This is a genomic window from Photobacterium sp. HL06, from assembly GCF_059552575.1.
Window position 1 is genome coordinate 2,648,767 of the sequence record NZ_CM183914.1, and the last position, 15,402, is coordinate 2,664,168.

A 15,402-nucleotide genomic window follows, 5' to 3' on the forward strand; every position below is an offset into this window, starting at 1 on the left:
ACCATCATCTCCTACTTCTCTTTCTTCTGGTCTGAGTGACAGTCGACGCACATCTTGATCTTCGACTTTCTTTCAATACCTTTCATCGGATCCGTAGCCGGATGGATGGTGTGGCATGATGCACAGGAAAGATCGAGCGCATGGACATCATGGGTCCAGTTCACTTCTTGCAGATCTTTCGGTTCATGGCAGTTCACACAGGTTTCATTCTGCTTCGCTATCCATGCCGGATCAGCCGCTGGCTTCTCCGTCCCCGCAACAGTTTGTGCCGCGGCAAACTTCGTCACCTGTGGCGCACCGTCACGGTGATCTTTACTCACTTTGCTGTGGCAATCTGTACATGTCACATCACGATTAGTCTGAGCATGGATCACATCTCCATGCGCCCCTTCTAGCTTGTCTTTTTCATCTTTATGGCATTGCGTACATGCGTAATCGCGATCCCTGATAAATTTGACAACATGTTGACCTGACTCTTGAGTAATAACCGAAGGATTCGCGGTTGTGGCCCCTTCAGCTTTTGAGTCTGCGGCAACATTCATTGAGAAACCAAAAATACAGATAGCTACAAAAAATGTAATCACTGTATTCATGGCTACTTTACAATTGCCCATTTTTCACCTTTTTATCTTCCCTAATTACCAACCTCAACCCGAAGCTAGCAATTGGCGCTTATAATTGTTTTGCACATAATAGAGCTGCAATTAATTGTTTTAGGTGGTTCACTTAAAACAAGATTCAATTGCAATTGAAATCAATTCTTATTTACTTATATTATTAGCCACAACGCTTAACACTTATATTTAATAATGTTTTTGAATATGAAAAATTGAGTCAGATTGCAAATACCTCTTAAGTAGCATCATAAATGAACTTTTAATGATTGAGATCAATATTGAAAACAACAATAAGTAATTGATTTAATAGCAATATAAAATAAAACCCTCGCCACATGTACCACCAAAGTGTAAATACCCCTTTAGGGTTAATTGAGGTGTAACTATATCTAGGCCGCGCTTTTGACATCATCAATTTGATCCAAAACAACAAACACCTCAGTTTTATTAACACGGCTTCATTTTTTGTTATTATTTTCAGGAACTCCAATTCTTAGTTACTGACATTAGCTGCACTCACAACGCTTAGCTTTTTAATAATTAGAATACTGGAGTGACAAATCGTGAGAATTAAATGGACGCGAAATACTGCCGCAGTAGCAGCTTTGTTGTCTGCGTTATGTTTATCTGCCAATGCGAACGCAGCGCCAGAAGACAGCGGCAAAACGAGAATTGAACCTCGCAACGATCAGTTTGCGCAATCTCATATTGAGCAATACAAAACCTGGGAAGCGACGAAAGAAAGCGAAGAAATTGATGATGCGCTAGCCGGTGATCCCAATATGGTGATCATGTGGGCTGGTTATGGCTTTTCTAAAGACTATAACAAAGCTCGTGGACACTTCTACGCAATTACTGATGTTCGTCAGACACTACGTACTGGTGGCCCCAAGGACGCCAAATCAGGCCCGATGCCAATGGCTTGCTGGAGCTGTAAGAGCCCGGATGTTGCCCGTGTTATCGACGAGCGTGGTGAAGACGGTTACTTTGATGGCAAATGGGCACGCCTAGGTGCTGAAATCAATAATCCGATCGGTTGTTCTGATTGTCACAATACAGCGAGCAAAGAATTTGCCCAGGGTAAACCAGCCCTGACTTTGACGCGTCCTTATGTTGATCGCGCCATGGAAGCGATTGATATGAAGTTCGAGGATCAGTCTCGCTTCGATCAACAAGCTCAAGTATGTGGTCAGTGCCATGTTGAATATTACTTCACTGGACCGAAAAAGAGCGTTAAGTTCCCATGGGACAAAGGCACCGGTGTTGATGAGATGGAAGCCTACTACGACGAAATTGGCTTTAAAGACTGGACACACAAAGTATCAAAAGCACCAATGCTGAAAGCTCAGCATCCTGGTTACGAGACCTGGCGTGAAGGTATCCATGGCAAGAACAACGTAACATGTATCGACTGCCATATGCCTAAAGTCCAAAACGAAGATGGCAAGGTATTCACCGATCATAAAATCGGTAACCCATTTGACCGCTTTGAAGATACTTGTGCGCAATGTCATACTCAAGACAAAGAAACACTAGAAGACGTTGTTGCTACACGTAAAGCAAGCGTACAGGACATGAAGCTACGTGCTGAGAAACAAATTGTCGCTGCTCACTTCGAAGCCAAAGCCGCTTGGGATGCTGGTGCAACCGAAGAAGAGATGAAGCCTATCCTGATGGATATCCGTCATGCTCAGTGGCGCTGGGATTACGCAATTGCTTCCCATGGTGTTCACATGCACGCACCAGAAGTGGCATTACAAGTGCTAGGTACCGCGCTGGACAAAGCAACTGATGCCCGTACTAAAGTGGTTCGTTTGCTGGCAACGAAAGGTATCACAGAAGAGATTCAGATCCCTGATATCTCAACCAAGGTAAAAGCGCAGCAGGCTCTAGGTATGGATATGGACAAGATGAACGCTGATAAAGCTGAATTCCTGAAAAATGTCGCACCAGAGTGGAACAAGCAAGCGAAGGTACGTGAAGCGGCTTACTAATAGCTAAGTAGCCTTACTATATAAAGATAAAGCCCTCTCCATTTTATGGGGAGGGCTTTTATTTTGTTCCGCTATAACCCCACTCTAATACCAATCTGGATAAGTAAGTGTTCAGAAAATTGCGCAGGAAAAATCACCTAGGACAAGGAAGAATTTGCAGTAACTAGTGGCTCTAATTACAAAAATTCTAACGCAGTAATAGGTGATTTTAACCAGCAAGAATGATCAATTACTTATGCTGATTGGTATAACCCTCCCCTTGAAAAATGGAGGGGACTAATAGCCTGTAAGACATCAACTTTTGCATACAGGCTCAACGTGGCAGAGAATGGCTCCTCCCCATTTTCAAGGGGAAGGCTGGAAGGGGGTTACGCGAAATTACCAACTTTCACCAATAACTCAACAGGACAAAGATTGCTGCTGCGCTTTACAAGAAAGAGATTTGAAAGAGAGGAAGTAAAACTTACAACAATTTTTTGGCACGATTAATCGCAGTGATCAGCTCAACACGATCAAGATCAGGGTGCTCGCTATCAAGTGCCTGCTGCCAGGTATCAATCGCCTTTTGGTATCGGGCATTGAGAAAATAATCAGTTGCCAATAGCATCAGCGTCGGTAGGTTATTCTCATCTAATACCAGCGCTTGATCCAACAACTGATTGGCTTCAGCTCCCAAGCGTTGCCCATCCCGATAATAGATCGCCGTAGCCTGCGCCGAAAAGATATTTGCTTGCGGCTCATCCGCCAAGCGGGCTGAATAGCTGAATGAAAGCGCTGCATCTGCGTATTCGCTAGCATACATATATGCATTACCCAACGCATACCAAAGCTCACCATTTTGCTTATCGTCACGCAGTTTACTTTGGATCTCTTCGATACGTTTCTGATTAAACTCGGTAGCTGTTAATCCTGCCAGCTCACTATTTTCAAGCTCATTGCTGGCACCGCCCGCTGACTGATATATAGGCTGCCCTAAAAAAGCATAGACACCAACCGACATCGCAACCAATGCAATACTTAATAATAGCGGCGCTCGAGCACTCTCTCTATTGCTGCGAGTATGGCTTAGCCAAATAATAAGTAGCCCAGCCACCAGCAACACAGTAATACCAAATCCTAATTCCAACACTTGCCCCTGCTACACGATCACTAAATCCAGCGCTCATTTTACCTGTTTCGAACTCAACCCGTGAGTCTGGCGGCAAGATAATTGCCCACGTATTAACCTGGATCAATTCTCTCAACAAAACCTGAGTAAACATATGATTTTATTGATTATGCCTTCTTATTGATAATGACATCACATACTATGGTGTTAGCAATAAAACAGTTGGCATGGGCTTTTTGGTGCATTTTTTCCAACACCTCGTCGCTGACCGTCACACCATCGGCAAACACAATCTTTGGATTGAGCACAATTTGACTTACTTGAGTACGATTGTTTTCATTTTTACCCAACTCTGCGGTAGCCGTATCATGGTAGCTAACAACAGCTAGGCGCTTTAAATGGGCAATGGCAAGAAACGTCAGCATATGGCACGAAGACAAGGCGGCAATCAAGCTCTCCTCCGGATTAACATGGTCAGCACTCCCCTTGTATTCCGGCGCTGAAGAGCCCTTAACCTGCTGGCCACTGCCAAAGCTAATAACATGGTCGCGACTAAAATCCTGTTCCGTCTGTTTTGAATGTTGCCAATCAACATGTACCGTAAAACTCATCTTACTCTCCTTGTTTAACTATCCCCAGATAGTAAAAAGGCTCCATACGGAGCCCTTATTACGGGTGAACTGCACTTACAGTTCAAAGTCACCGAATGCTTCAGTGTCGACCTGGCGCTCAAGAAACGCAACCAAATCATCATGGCCACCGATGTATTGGCCATCAAGAATGATTTGCGGCACGGTGCGTACTGTTTGGCCAGTCTTTTGCTCGATGAACTCAACCATGGTGGTCTTTTCTAGGTCTGTACCCAGAACTAAAGTGGTGTATTCCGTTCCACGATCATCAAGGATTGCTTTCGCTTTAACGCAAAATGGGCAACGCGGTTGAGTGATAACTAAGTTCTGGTAGCCCGCAAGCTGTTCAATGGTCATGTCAGACATAAATTTCCAATATCTAAATCAGGTTCTATTTCCCGCTAAGATAATGGAAAGCAGGCCTGAATTACAAGCCTCTTGGCCATATCAGGATACCAGGCAATAGCAGATCAGGCGATTTTGACCGGAATACGATGGCGGCCAAATGCCTTTGGCGCGGCAAACCGTCCTGCGATTTGGTAGCCACAAAAATTGCACTCCCCTTGGCTGCTCAGCGCGCAATCACCTAATTCATACCAATTTCTCGATAACACTTTTTTCTTGCAACCAGGACAGTAGGTACTATCTCCGGCCTCATCAAAAATATTGCCGACATAGGCATAGTTAAGCCCGTTCTTGAGTGCGATTTCCCTCGCCCGTTTAACGGTTTCAGGAGGGGTACTTGGTTTATCCAGCATTTTGAAATCGGGATGGAAGGCACTAAAGTGAATAGGAATATCCGGGCCGAGGTTGTCATAGACCCAGCGGGTCAGCTCTTCTAGCTCAGCTGTACTGTCGTTTTCATCAGGGATCAATAAGGTGGTGATTTCAAACCAAACATCGGTTTCATGGTACAAGTACAGCAGGGTATCGAGTACTGGTGCCAAATGGCCGCTGCAGATTTTATGGTAGAAACGCTCGGTAAACCCCTTCAAGTCAATATTGGCAGCATCCATATAGCGATAAAACTCCACTCGGGGTTCATCACATATGTACCCTGCACTAACCGCTACGCTGTGTATGCCAAGCTCATGGCATGCCTGTGCGGCATCCACCGCATACTCCATGAAGATCACCGGGTCATTATAGGTAAAGGCAATGCTGTCGCAGCCATAACGCTTAGCGGCCTGCGCAATTTGTTCAGGCATCGCCGTTGCTCCCAGCGTATCGATTTCGCGAGATTTACTGATACTCCAGTTCTGGCAGAATTTGCAACTCAGGTTACAGCCAGCCGTCCCGAAGGATAATACTGAGCTACCTGGATAGAAGTGATTAAGCGGTTTTTTTTCTATCGGATCAATACAGAAGCCACTCGAACGCCCATAACTGGTCAAGACAATCTCGCCATCTAGCGCCTGCCTGACAAAACAGGCGCCGCGTTTACCGTCCCGTAATCGACAATGACGAGGGCATAAATCACAGATAACCCTGCCATCATCAAGGCGATGCCAGTAATGGGTTTTATATACACTTGGAGGTTGCAACATCTTAATCACTCGACGTGTAAATTTGTTCCTATACTAAATATAGTATTGCTAGAAATAACCGTGTGATTTCAATGAATATTCGCCCACCTGCCGTTGCGGGGAGCTTTTATGATAAGTCCCCGGAATACCTACAATGTCAGCTTGATAGCTGGCTAAAACCCGTTACAGAAAAAAGAAATATCCGAGCCATCGTCGTCCCCCATGCAGGCTACATTTATTCGGGAGAAGTGGCGGCTCAAGCATACCGCTATCTGAAATTACAGGCAGACACTATCCGCAGGGTGATCCTGGTTGGCCCTAGCCACCGTTATTTTTTCCAGGGCTGTGCCCTACCTTCGGTAAGTTATTTCTCTTCACCGCTTGGGAATATACCTATCGACACCCAAAGTGTTGAAAAATTAAGAGAAATAGAAGATATTGAAGTATCAGACCAGGTTCATGCCTTCGAGCATTGTCTCGAGGTACAACTGCCTTTTCTGCAAACTTGTTTAAATGAATTTACCTTGTTACCCATATTGACCAGTAATGTGTCGCCAGTAACCGTAGCAAATTTGATCGATTCGTTATGGCAAGATGAAAGTACCCTGCTGGTTATCAGCAGTGATCTCAGCCACTTTCATCCCTACTCTGAAGCACAACATATAGACCAGAACACCTGCTCTTTAATTGAACACTACGAGCCTTCACTCACCCCAGAGCAGGCATGCGGTTCGACCGGTATAAACACATTACTTTTACTCGCTAAGCAACGGGATTATCAGTTAACACGTATGGAATTAAAAAACTCAGGCGATACCGCCGGAGATAAGGAGAGAGTCGTTGGATATGTCAGTTACCTCGTATCAGAACCTAAATAAAGGGGAGCTTACCCAGCTACTAGATATTGCACGGGAAGCAATTCGTGGCCATTTTTCAGAAGAATTACCCCGCCCGCCTCAACTAGACCTGTATGGCAAGAAGTTACTCCAGCCAGGAGCCTGTTTCGTTACCCTCGAAGTCGATGGTGAACTGCAAGGCTGCCTCGGCTCTGTGACAGCCAATTCACCATTAGTACTCGAAGTTCACAATAAAGCCCGCGCCAGTGCTTATCAGGATCGGCGATTTATGCCGTTAACGGAAGAGCAGCTCGATCAATTGATGATTGAGATATCTGTCTTGTCGGAACCTGAAGTACTTACTGTCGGCTCAGAGCAAGAGCTCATTGATTTTCTGGCCAATAACAAAGTTGGCGTCGTGTTGTCAGATCATCACAGCCAAGCCTTGTTCTTACCCCAGGTGTGGGAGCAACTCAAATCACCAAAAGATTTTATCCGCCACTTGAAATCAAAAGCGGGCTGGAATGCCGTCTATTGGTCACCAAGCATGGAAGTAAAAACGTTTACCGTCACGAGTATCAAAGGCAAATACTATTAAGCCTTAATACCATTAACCTGAGTACCACTTGATAAAAATAAGCCCTTATCGCAAGGGCTTATTTATCTCGATAGCTGGCTTGTTTTCCTACTGCGCGATTAAACCATAAGGGATCGAGCTAAAGATGTCTGGCTGCTTGGTAACCGAAGGCACTTCGTGGGCGCCTCTCCAGTCCAACAACATGATGGTCAGCACATTTCGGTGCTCGCCATCAAGCAATTCGGTTTCCCCCTTAACCGATGGCACCATACCGGCTTCCCGGTCAATAGAGCCCTGAATCGCTTTGCGGGCTTTCTCTACCACGGGATCATTTTCAAGCCCGGCTAACAGGAAGTTAATACCCACTTCCGCTATCACATCTTCTTTCGAACGCGCCAAAATCGTATCAATATTCTTGCGGTAGTAATCGTAAACCCACTGGAATTCCTGCTCTTTGATTGGGTGCTGATAGTACTCAGACGCAGCAAAAATAATATGGGTCAGGCCGTAAATCTTATTCATGAACTGCTGATCAGTCAGTTCTGCATCCTTGCTATCAGGATAGGTTGCCCGGAAAGCATCAATGAACTCATCAACAACATCCTGCTCACCCAACTGGCGTAGCCAATACACCTGGTTTGCCAGTTGCGCCGCCCATGCGCGGATCATCTCCGGATCCGTGGCATACTTGGCGAAATCGTAACGACGGATCACCTGGCGCAACTTTGAATCTTCACGGTGCTTGAGGCCATATTCATTGGCGCGCGCCATCGAACCAAGCAAGTCGACCCCAAGATACAAATACTCGGGTTTCGACTGGGTAGCCGCATACCTTAGCTTGCCCCGTACATCGGTTTTCTTGCCGTAGTTCTGAATACGGGTATCAGAATAAGCCTTTATCTGTTTAGGTGTGTGTACCTCGGTAGCAAACTTATTCAGCCGGCTGGCAACCCGTGCCATGTCAGACCAAATCGCTGCACCATATTTAGCATCCTGGGTCTGGCGATACATACGAAGCCCATAGTGCCCCATCTTAAACGCAGGTAATGTATACAGCTTGGTCTCATAAGTATTTCGAATAAGATCAGCATCTTGCTGATAGGTAGGGAGAGCTTCGCCTTGCTGAACAGGCGCGGAGGCCGTTTCGGCATAGACACCCCATACAAGCAGAGATAGAAAAAACAGTAATCCAACGTTCAAAGACTTCATATATCTCTCCATAGTAATACCAAGCCACTGTTGATGCCCGACACGTAATCAATCCACTTGATAAAAGTACTAGACGCGTAAAAACGCTATCAGACGACCTTAATTGCTAAGTCAGCGCTAGGTCAATAATATGCGTATTGCGAGTCGAAACGGTGTGATCGGGCTTAATATCCTGAGTGATTTATCAGAAAACAGTTCGGAAGGTGAGGTTAATCCGGGCCGACTTAGGACGCTGGGTTTTCGGCACCGAGTGTGTCCAGAACTGTTGAGTCGTTCCTGCCATGATCAACAATGAGCCGGGTGTTAGGTTAAATTCCATTTTCTGTTTGCTTGCTAGGTGCTTCAGCACAAAACGTCTTTCTTCTCCCAGACTAACCGAGGCAATCACAGGCTGAGGGCCGAGCTCTGGCTCATTATCCTGGTGCCATCCCATGTAGTCCTGTCCGTTACGATACTGGTTTGCCAGCACAGAATTAAACGTGCTATCACAAACCTGTTCACAGGCAGATTTAATGGCTAGCAGCGATGGTGTCCAGGCCTGAGGATGCATAGTCAGCCCCGAATAGGTGTAGACAGCATCCCCACACCAGGCCTGCAGCCTGGGTTGCAACACATCGCGGCCAAACATCCTGATAGTTTCCTGCTGCCAGTTCAGCTCCGTTGAAAGCCGCCGGAAATAGTGCCGGGAATCCCGCCGGGGGAAAAAGTCTGGTGCCCAAAACAGCTTTCCATTAGCAATATCCAACCACTCACCGGATACCGTAGGCGACGAAAACAATTCCAGGTTTTCCATCACAGTCAGTCCTTAACTTAACGTTGGTCGATCGGCAACCAATCCTGATGCCCGGGCCCTACGTAGTCCGCACTCGGCCTGATGATCCTATTATGCGCCCTTTGCTCGAACACATGTGCAGCCCAGCCTGTTACCCTGCTCATCACAAAAATAGGGGTAAACAGTCGAGTAGGGATCCCCATAAAATGGTAAGCAGAGGCATGGAAGAAATCGGCATTGGCAAATAGCGCTTTTTCCCGCTTCATGACTTCCTCAACCCTCACCGAAATATCATACAGCACCGCATCATCAGCCTGCTCGGCCAGCTTCTGGGCCCACGCCTTAATCAAGGCATTTCTCGGATCAAATTCGCTATATATCGCATGGCCAAAGCCCATAATTTTCTCTTTGTTGGCCAGCATTGCCAATATGCCGGCTTCCGCTTCATCAGGACTCTGCCAGCGCTCGATCATCTCCATTGCCGCTTCGTTGGCACCACCGTGCAACGGGCCTCGCAAGGTACCAATTGCCGTTGTAATACAGGAAAACAGATCGGTAAGGGTAGAGGCACTAACCCGAGCGGAAAACGTCGATGCATTAAACTCATGCTCAGCATAGAGGATCAGGGAGCAGTTCATAACTTGCTTGTGCAACTCCGAAGGTGTTTCCCCAGTTAGCATTTTCAGGAAGTAACCGCCAATGCAGTCCTGATCACAATAAGTCTCAATTTTTACCCCATGGTGGCTATAGCAATACCAATAGCAGATAATTGCAGGCAGCAGAGCAAGCAGGCGATCAGCCCTGTCATACTCCTCAACAAAGTCATGCTCCTGCTCAAGGTTACCGAGCATAGAGCACCCGGTTCGCATCACATCCATTGGATGGGCATCAGCAGGGATCTGTTCAAGCACAATCTTCAATGCGATCGGTAAGCCTCGGTATGAGATTAACTTGGTCTTGTAAGCCGCCAGTTCAGCTTTAGTCGGCAGTTTTCCTTTAAGCAGCAGGTGCGCGACTTCCTCAAACTCAGCATGTGCCGCCAAGTCGGAAATATCATAACCACGGTAGGTCAGCCCCGTGCCAATTTTACCGACAGTACACAATGCCGTTGAGCCGGCGCTTTGGCCTCGCAATCCTTCACCACCTAATGCTTTTTGTGTACCAGGCATAATCTGACTCCCTGCATTTCAGTACCTTGACTAAAGATAGGCCAGAATATTGAAGTGAACCAATTGAGTAGGAAGCCTGTCCCCCCCAGTTCTGGAATAGTTTTGGTACAGTTGTGGGGTATTCCAGAGACAGTTCTAGCACTGCTCCTGAAACTCCACGGCAGTATTACGTTAGGCTTTCAGGGCTATATCAGCCCATACAAGACGATGATCTGAGCCAGCTTGTGGTCTGTCTCGTCCTTTCTCATCGCTGATCAGGTATCGCATCGGGTCTTTCTTATCAGGCCAGAAAACCCCGGCCTGCAATACCTCCAGATTTGCCGATGGCAGCACATAGTCCAACCTCAGCCCCGAGATATGAGTCCATTCAGTTGCCCTGCCCGTACGCTGCTGCCAAGGGATATGAAAACGGCCACCTAGGCTTTTGGGTGTCCCCTTTCCGGCACTTACAGAACGATTTATTCTTGGATGTAGAAGAAGGTCACGAATTGCCTGTTTCATCCCGTCACCATCCGCCATATCTGCATTGAGATCACCCATCACCACAAACCGATCCTGTACAGCCAAGCCACCAGGCTCCCCATTATCGTCACACAGATAACTAGCACTATTAATAATATCGGTGACTAATTTCAACTCATCATGATTACGACGCGCATTGCGCTTTTCGTCACCATCAAAGACTGGCGGAGTCGGATGGCAGCAAAGTAGGTTAACCACCTGCTCACCGAGTTCAATCGGCACCACGACATGGTTTTTCGAAGACAGCCGCAATACCTTTTCGGCTTGCTCACTGTAATAATTCTCCGGCATTAGATTTCCGGGAATATCTTGCCAAAGCAGGTGTTGCCAGCTTCGGATCTGCGCCTCCAAAATAGGGTAACGAGACAGGATGACAAAGCCGAAGTGGCCGTGGTGTTCACCAAAACCCAAGCCATCACCAGGCAGAGTCAGTACTCCATCACCGTCAAGATCATGTGGACTCATCAAGCCGGTATTGGTCGGTGGACAATAACAATATGGGTACGATATTGCCTCTCTCTGGTGTTGCGGGGATTCAAGATAGTGGCGACAGAAGTTAGCCACGCTGCCATCATCCCCCCCTTCCCCTAGGTGGTCAAACTCACATAGCATCAACACATCCGGGCGGGTATGCTGAATAACGGCTGCAAGCCGAGAAAGACGGGCATCCGTTGTCGATGCTGTTTGTTCGAGAATATGCCCAGGAATCGGCGAAGACATAGAAACATTGAAGACAGCACAACGAAGTGATTGTGACAAAGAAGGTTGCATTGATTCAGATCTAGGTTCAGATATCAAGGAAGGTACCCAGCAGCAAACGAAATAAGCGGAAATTATATACCAAACTAGAAACTTATCTGTATTTCATCACCGCCGCACAAACCAGCGAGACGATTTCCGCTTTCACCTAAGAGCACATATCCTCCATCACTCCACTAATTGAGTGATAGCTAATCTGATCTGTTGCGCATCCTGCATTGCACGATGCTTTACCGGGCCCAGCTCTTCCAGTGCAAGCTGAAAACGCGCTCTTTCAATGCCATTTTCCTGCATCAGCCAGTGACCGATTTCTGTTAGCATAAAAGACGGCCTCATGTGCGCAGCATGGTAAAGTTTTCCTAACCAAAACAGATCCCACTGACTATCGCAAAAGACATAGTCATATTGCCCAAGAACAGCATTGAGATGCTGGCACACTTCGACTACCTGCAATCCTTCAAGATGCAGTTCCTGACGGGAGATCCGATGAATTTCATGCTCGGCGTAATCATCCCAGTATTGCCAAACATCACTAGCTGTTAGCGGGTTAATCAGTAAGCTATTGCCACTACCATCTGGTAAGGAATATCCCACTTCAATCGGGTAAGACTGATCGGATAATCCAGATGCTTCAAAATCCAATGTTGCCCACATTGCACTCTCCCTGATGCTTATTCTGATATTCTCCGTGATACAGAACGGCGACTTCCTGTCGAAATTACACTGGACCACGAAACGCTGAATGTATACTGCAGCCTAGTTTACGTCTCATGCGCTAATAATAAATGTAAACGAACTACACAATAAATGTAGTCGGAATCTGCCTCTAAAGGGTAAAAAAGTCACCATAACTCACTATTGATACTCTAATGCTCAATGATGATTTAGCAGCGTTTGGTACGTTTGAAAATCATCATTAGCAAAACAGACAAAATCAACTTGTATAATCTTGTCATTGTGTTTTAGCGTTTCTTTTACTGTCGCGACCGCTATTTCAGCTGCGAGCTGCTTTGGAAAATGATAGACCCCGGTACTGATACAGGGAAAGGCAATGCTCTTGGCTTCTACTTGCCGGGCCAGTATTAATGCATTTCGATAACAGCTGGCCAGCAGCTCTTTTTCATGGTGAGCTCCCCCATGCCATACTGGCCCCACGGTATGAATAATATACTCTGCTGGCAGCCGGTAGCCTTTCGTTACTTTGGCTTCACCGGTTTTACAGCCCCCTAACGCCCTGCACTCGGCAAGAAGCTCAGGCCCTGCCGCACGGTGAATTGCACCATCGACACCGCCGCCGCCAAGTAGCGAAGTATTGGCGGCATTAACGATGGCATCGACCTCTAATGTTGTAATATCCGATTGAACTACTGATAGCTTGGTCATTGTCTTCCCGTTATCTGTTTCTTTTCCTAACCGTAGCAAAAGCACAATATTGGTACTTAATCGGCCCAACACCATGACGTGATGATCAATTTCAATTAGGATCAAGGCAAACAGACCTACTCAAATTACACCATGACTCCAATTATAGGTTTTGCCGGCTATAGCGGCTCGGGGAAAACAACGCTACTGGAACAACTGATCCCATTACTGAAGCAACAGGGCCTACGGATCGGTTTGGTCAAGCACAGCCACCACAGTATCGACCCTGATACTCCGGGCAAAGATAGCTACCGGCTACGCCATGCAGGTTGTGCACAAACATTGATGGCGACTAAAGAAAGGCACATGCTCTATTTCGAGTATCCAGAACCAGAACGGGAAGAGCCACAGCTACAAGAATGCCTACAACAACTCGACCACAGCCAGCTGGATTTAGTATTGGTGGAAGGTTTCCGCGATGAGCTATTTACCAAAATAGAAATTCACCGCCCGAGTTACGGCAAGCCGCTGCTATACCCGAACGACAGTAATATTATCGCCTTCGCCACCGACGGAGATTACCCGGAGGGTTGTACGCTACCCCAGCTCAATCTCAACCAGCCGGAAAAAGTGGCTGCGTTTATCGTTGATTGGCTGAACAACCGATAAAAGCGGGAAGCGTCGCAAATGATGGAAATAAAAAAGCGAGAGTCAACAGCTCTCGCTTTTTTTTGGGGTCCTGGGTCCTGGGTCCTGGGTCCTGGGTCCTGGGTCCTGGAAGTAACCTTCAGTAGCTAAGAATAGCTATCAAGGTTTTGCTCTTCCCAGAACTGAGGACCTGCTTTTCCTAGAAACCAGGATCTAGCTTCTCGTACCTTAAATCGTTCTAAATCGCCCAGCCACCCGCATAGAAAGCGACCAGCACAACGGCAATAACGACAGTACCCACATTCAGGCGCTTGTATTCACCAGAGATAACGCGGCCAATAACCAATGAGCTGAAACCTAGCATAATACCGGTAACGATATTACCCGTTAGTACGATAAACACCGCACACATAAGGCCAGACAAGGCATCAACGGTATCGCTCATATCTAGCTTGCTGACATTGCTCATCATCAACAAACCCACATACATCAGCGCAGGAGCCGTTGCATAAGCTGGTACCAAATAGCTAACAGGCGACAAGAACAGCATTAGCAGGAACAAGCCGCCGACAACGGTTGCTGTCAGGCCTGTTTTACCACCTGCAGCCGTACCGGCAGCCGACTCGATATATACAGCAGCAGGTGCACCACCAACAAAACCGGCAAAGATACTACTTACGGAATCCGCTGTCAGGGCTTTGCCCCCGTTAATGATCTGGCCATCTTTATCAAGCAAATTCGCCTGACCCGCCACCGCACGGATAGTACCGGTCGCATCGAAGATAGCTGTCATCACCAATGCCAACACACTAGGGATTACTATTGGGTTAAGCGCGCCCATGATATCCAAACTACCAAGCAACGACTCACCTTCAGCCCCGAATGACGGCATGGCAAACAAGCCTTGGTAAGTCACATTCGGGTCAAAAATCAAACCGAAAATTGAAATCGCCACAATCACCAGCAAAATACCACCCGGTACACGGCGCTTTTCCAAACCAAAGATCGCAGCCAAACCAATGACTGACATCAACACAGGCAACGAAGTAAATGCTCCTAAAGTAACCGGCAAGCCTGCGTGTGGGTTTTTCACTACCAGGCCAACACCATTAGCAGCAATCAACAACAGGAATAAACCAATACCAATACCCGTACCGTGGGCAATACCGAATGGCAAGTTCGTTAGTATCCACTGACGAACCCCAGTCACAGTAATCGCCGTAAACAGAACACCCATCAGGAAGACTGCACCCAACGCAACAGGAATACTGATCCCCTGCCCCAGCACCAGGCTAAATGCGGTGAATGCTGTCAGCGAAATGGCACAGCCAATCGCCATTGGCAACTTAGCCCACAGTCCCATCAGCAACGAACCAAATGCTGCCACCAGACAGGTCGCAACGAAAACAGCCCCTGGATTGAAACCCGCCGCCCCAAGCATACTCGGCACAACAATGACCGAATACACCATTGCAAGGAAGGTTGTTAAACCTGCAACCATTTCCTTCCGTACGGTACTGCCGCGCGCCGAAATTTGAAAATAACCGTCTAACCCACCTTGTGGTTTTACTTCTGAAGCTATATTGGCAGGATCACTTTGAATTGTACTATTTTCAGACATGATGATAGTTCCTTGTTTGTCATAGAGAATGAAAGGGCTATCCACCTCAATCT

At 46.9% G+C, this 15,402-nt stretch carries 16 protein-coding genes; 4 read left to right on the forward strand and 12 right to left on the reverse strand.

All coding sequences use genetic code 11. The features are described 5' to 3' along the window. Positions 1–11: 11 nt before the first annotated feature. Positions 12–614, reverse strand: a complete 603-nt coding sequence (nrfB, locus tag AC51G0_RS12225) for a cytochrome c nitrite reductase pentaheme subunit (protein ID WP_496298752.1) — start codon at positions 612–614, stop codon at positions 12–14. A gap of 566 nt (positions 615–1,180) precedes the next feature. Here nrfB and nrfA point away from each other — a divergent pair. Continuing rightward, complete coding sequence (gene nrfA / locus AC51G0_RS12230) at positions 1,181–2,611, forward strand: ammonia-forming nitrite reductase cytochrome c552 subunit (protein ID WP_496298753.1); 1,431 nt, start codon at positions 1,181–1,183, stop codon at positions 2,609–2,611. 463 nt (positions 2,612–3,074) lie between these two features. On the opposite strand, the gene AC51G0_RS12235 is transcribed toward nrfA, so the two are convergent. The 4 genes from AC51G0_RS12235 to amrS form a co-directional block, all read right to left on the reverse strand. Next, positions 3,075–3,740: a TPR domain-containing protein gene (locus AC51G0_RS12235; RefSeq protein ID WP_496298755.1), complete on the reverse strand. Its 666-nt coding sequence runs from the start codon at positions 3,738–3,740 to the stop codon at positions 3,075–3,077. Between the two features lie 146 nt (positions 3,741–3,886). Beyond that, positions 3,887–4,330, reverse strand: a complete 444-nt coding sequence (locus AC51G0_RS12240; RefSeq protein ID WP_496298756.1) for an OsmC family protein — start codon at positions 4,328–4,330, stop codon at positions 3,887–3,889. A 75-nt stretch (positions 4,331–4,405) separates the two neighbouring features. Then, entirely contained in the window at positions 4,406–4,714 is a 309-nt protein-coding gene (locus AC51G0_RS12245; protein ID WP_496298757.1) for a glutaredoxin domain-containing protein, read from the reverse strand. A gap of 104 nt (positions 4,715–4,818) precedes the next feature. Next, positions 4,819–5,895, reverse strand: coding sequence for an AmmeMemoRadiSam system radical SAM enzyme (gene amrS, locus AC51G0_RS12250; protein WP_496298759.1), 1,077 nt, complete (start codon positions 5,893–5,895; stop codon positions 4,819–4,821). A gap of 71 nt (positions 5,896–5,966) precedes the next feature. On the opposite strand from amrS, the gene amrB reads away from it, so the two are divergent. Both amrB and amrA read left to right on the forward strand, forming a co-directional pair. Next, positions 5,967–6,752 (forward strand): AmmeMemoRadiSam system protein B, encoded by a 786-nt coding sequence (gene amrB, locus AC51G0_RS12255; RefSeq protein ID WP_496298760.1) that lies wholly within the window; start codon positions 5,967–5,969, stop codon positions 6,750–6,752. Further along, positions 6,721–7,308 (forward strand): AmmeMemoRadiSam system protein A, encoded by a 588-nt coding sequence (amrA, locus tag AC51G0_RS12260; RefSeq protein ID WP_496298761.1) that lies wholly within the window; start codon positions 6,721–6,723, stop codon positions 7,306–7,308. The genes amrB and amrA overlap by 32 nt, the downstream gene beginning before the upstream one ends. An 87-nt stretch (positions 7,309–7,395) precedes the next feature. Here the strand turns inward: amrA and AC51G0_RS12265 are convergent, their stop codons facing one another. From AC51G0_RS12265 to AC51G0_RS12290, 6 genes are all read right to left on the reverse strand, one after another. Further along, on the reverse strand, positions 7,396–8,496 hold the full coding sequence (locus AC51G0_RS12265; protein WP_496298762.1) for a DUF3541 domain-containing protein: 1,101 nt from the start codon (positions 8,494–8,496) through the stop codon (positions 7,396–7,398). A gap of 184 nt (positions 8,497–8,680) precedes the next feature. Then, the gene (locus AC51G0_RS12270) at positions 8,681–9,289 is read right to left on the reverse strand and encodes an alpha-ketoglutarate-dependent dioxygenase AlkB family protein (protein ID WP_496298763.1); all 609 of its coding nucleotides are present in this window, start codon (positions 9,287–9,289) and stop codon (positions 8,681–8,683) included. A gap of 17 nt (positions 9,290–9,306) precedes the next feature. Then, a complete protein-coding gene (prpC, locus tag AC51G0_RS12275; RefSeq protein WP_496298764.1) occupies positions 9,307–10,437 on the reverse strand; it encodes a bifunctional 2-methylcitrate synthase/citrate synthase in 1,131 nt (376 codons plus the stop codon). Between the two features lie 171 nt (positions 10,438–10,608). Further along, complete coding sequence (locus tag AC51G0_RS12280) at positions 10,609–11,679, reverse strand: endonuclease/exonuclease/phosphatase family protein (RefSeq protein WP_496301934.1); 1,071 nt, start codon at positions 11,677–11,679, stop codon at positions 10,609–10,611. Between the two features lie 207 nt (positions 11,680–11,886). Beyond that, the gene (locus AC51G0_RS12285; RefSeq protein ID WP_496298765.1) at positions 11,887–12,372 is read right to left on the reverse strand and encodes a hypothetical protein; all 486 of its coding nucleotides are present in this window, start codon (positions 12,370–12,372) and stop codon (positions 11,887–11,889) included. A 219-nt stretch (positions 12,373–12,591) separates the two neighbouring features. Continuing rightward, positions 12,592–13,101 carry an O-acetyl-ADP-ribose deacetylase gene (locus AC51G0_RS12290; protein ID WP_496298766.1) on the reverse strand — a complete coding sequence of 170 codons (510 nt, stop codon included), beginning with the start codon at positions 13,099–13,101 and terminating at the stop codon, positions 12,592–12,594. 132 nt (positions 13,102–13,233) lie between these two features. Here AC51G0_RS12290 and mobB point away from each other — a divergent pair, with 132 nt between their 5' ends. Next, positions 13,234–13,749 (forward strand): molybdopterin-guanine dinucleotide biosynthesis protein B, encoded by a 516-nt coding sequence (gene mobB / locus AC51G0_RS12295; RefSeq protein WP_496298767.1) that lies wholly within the window; start codon positions 13,234–13,236, stop codon positions 13,747–13,749. 217 nt (positions 13,750–13,966) lie between these two features. Here mobB and AC51G0_RS12300 read toward each other — a convergent pair whose 3' ends face one another. After that, complete coding sequence (locus AC51G0_RS12300; RefSeq protein WP_496298768.1) at positions 13,967–15,349, reverse strand: NCS2 family permease; 1,383 nt, start codon at positions 15,347–15,349, stop codon at positions 13,967–13,969. Positions 15,350–15,402 lie beyond the last annotated feature (53 nt).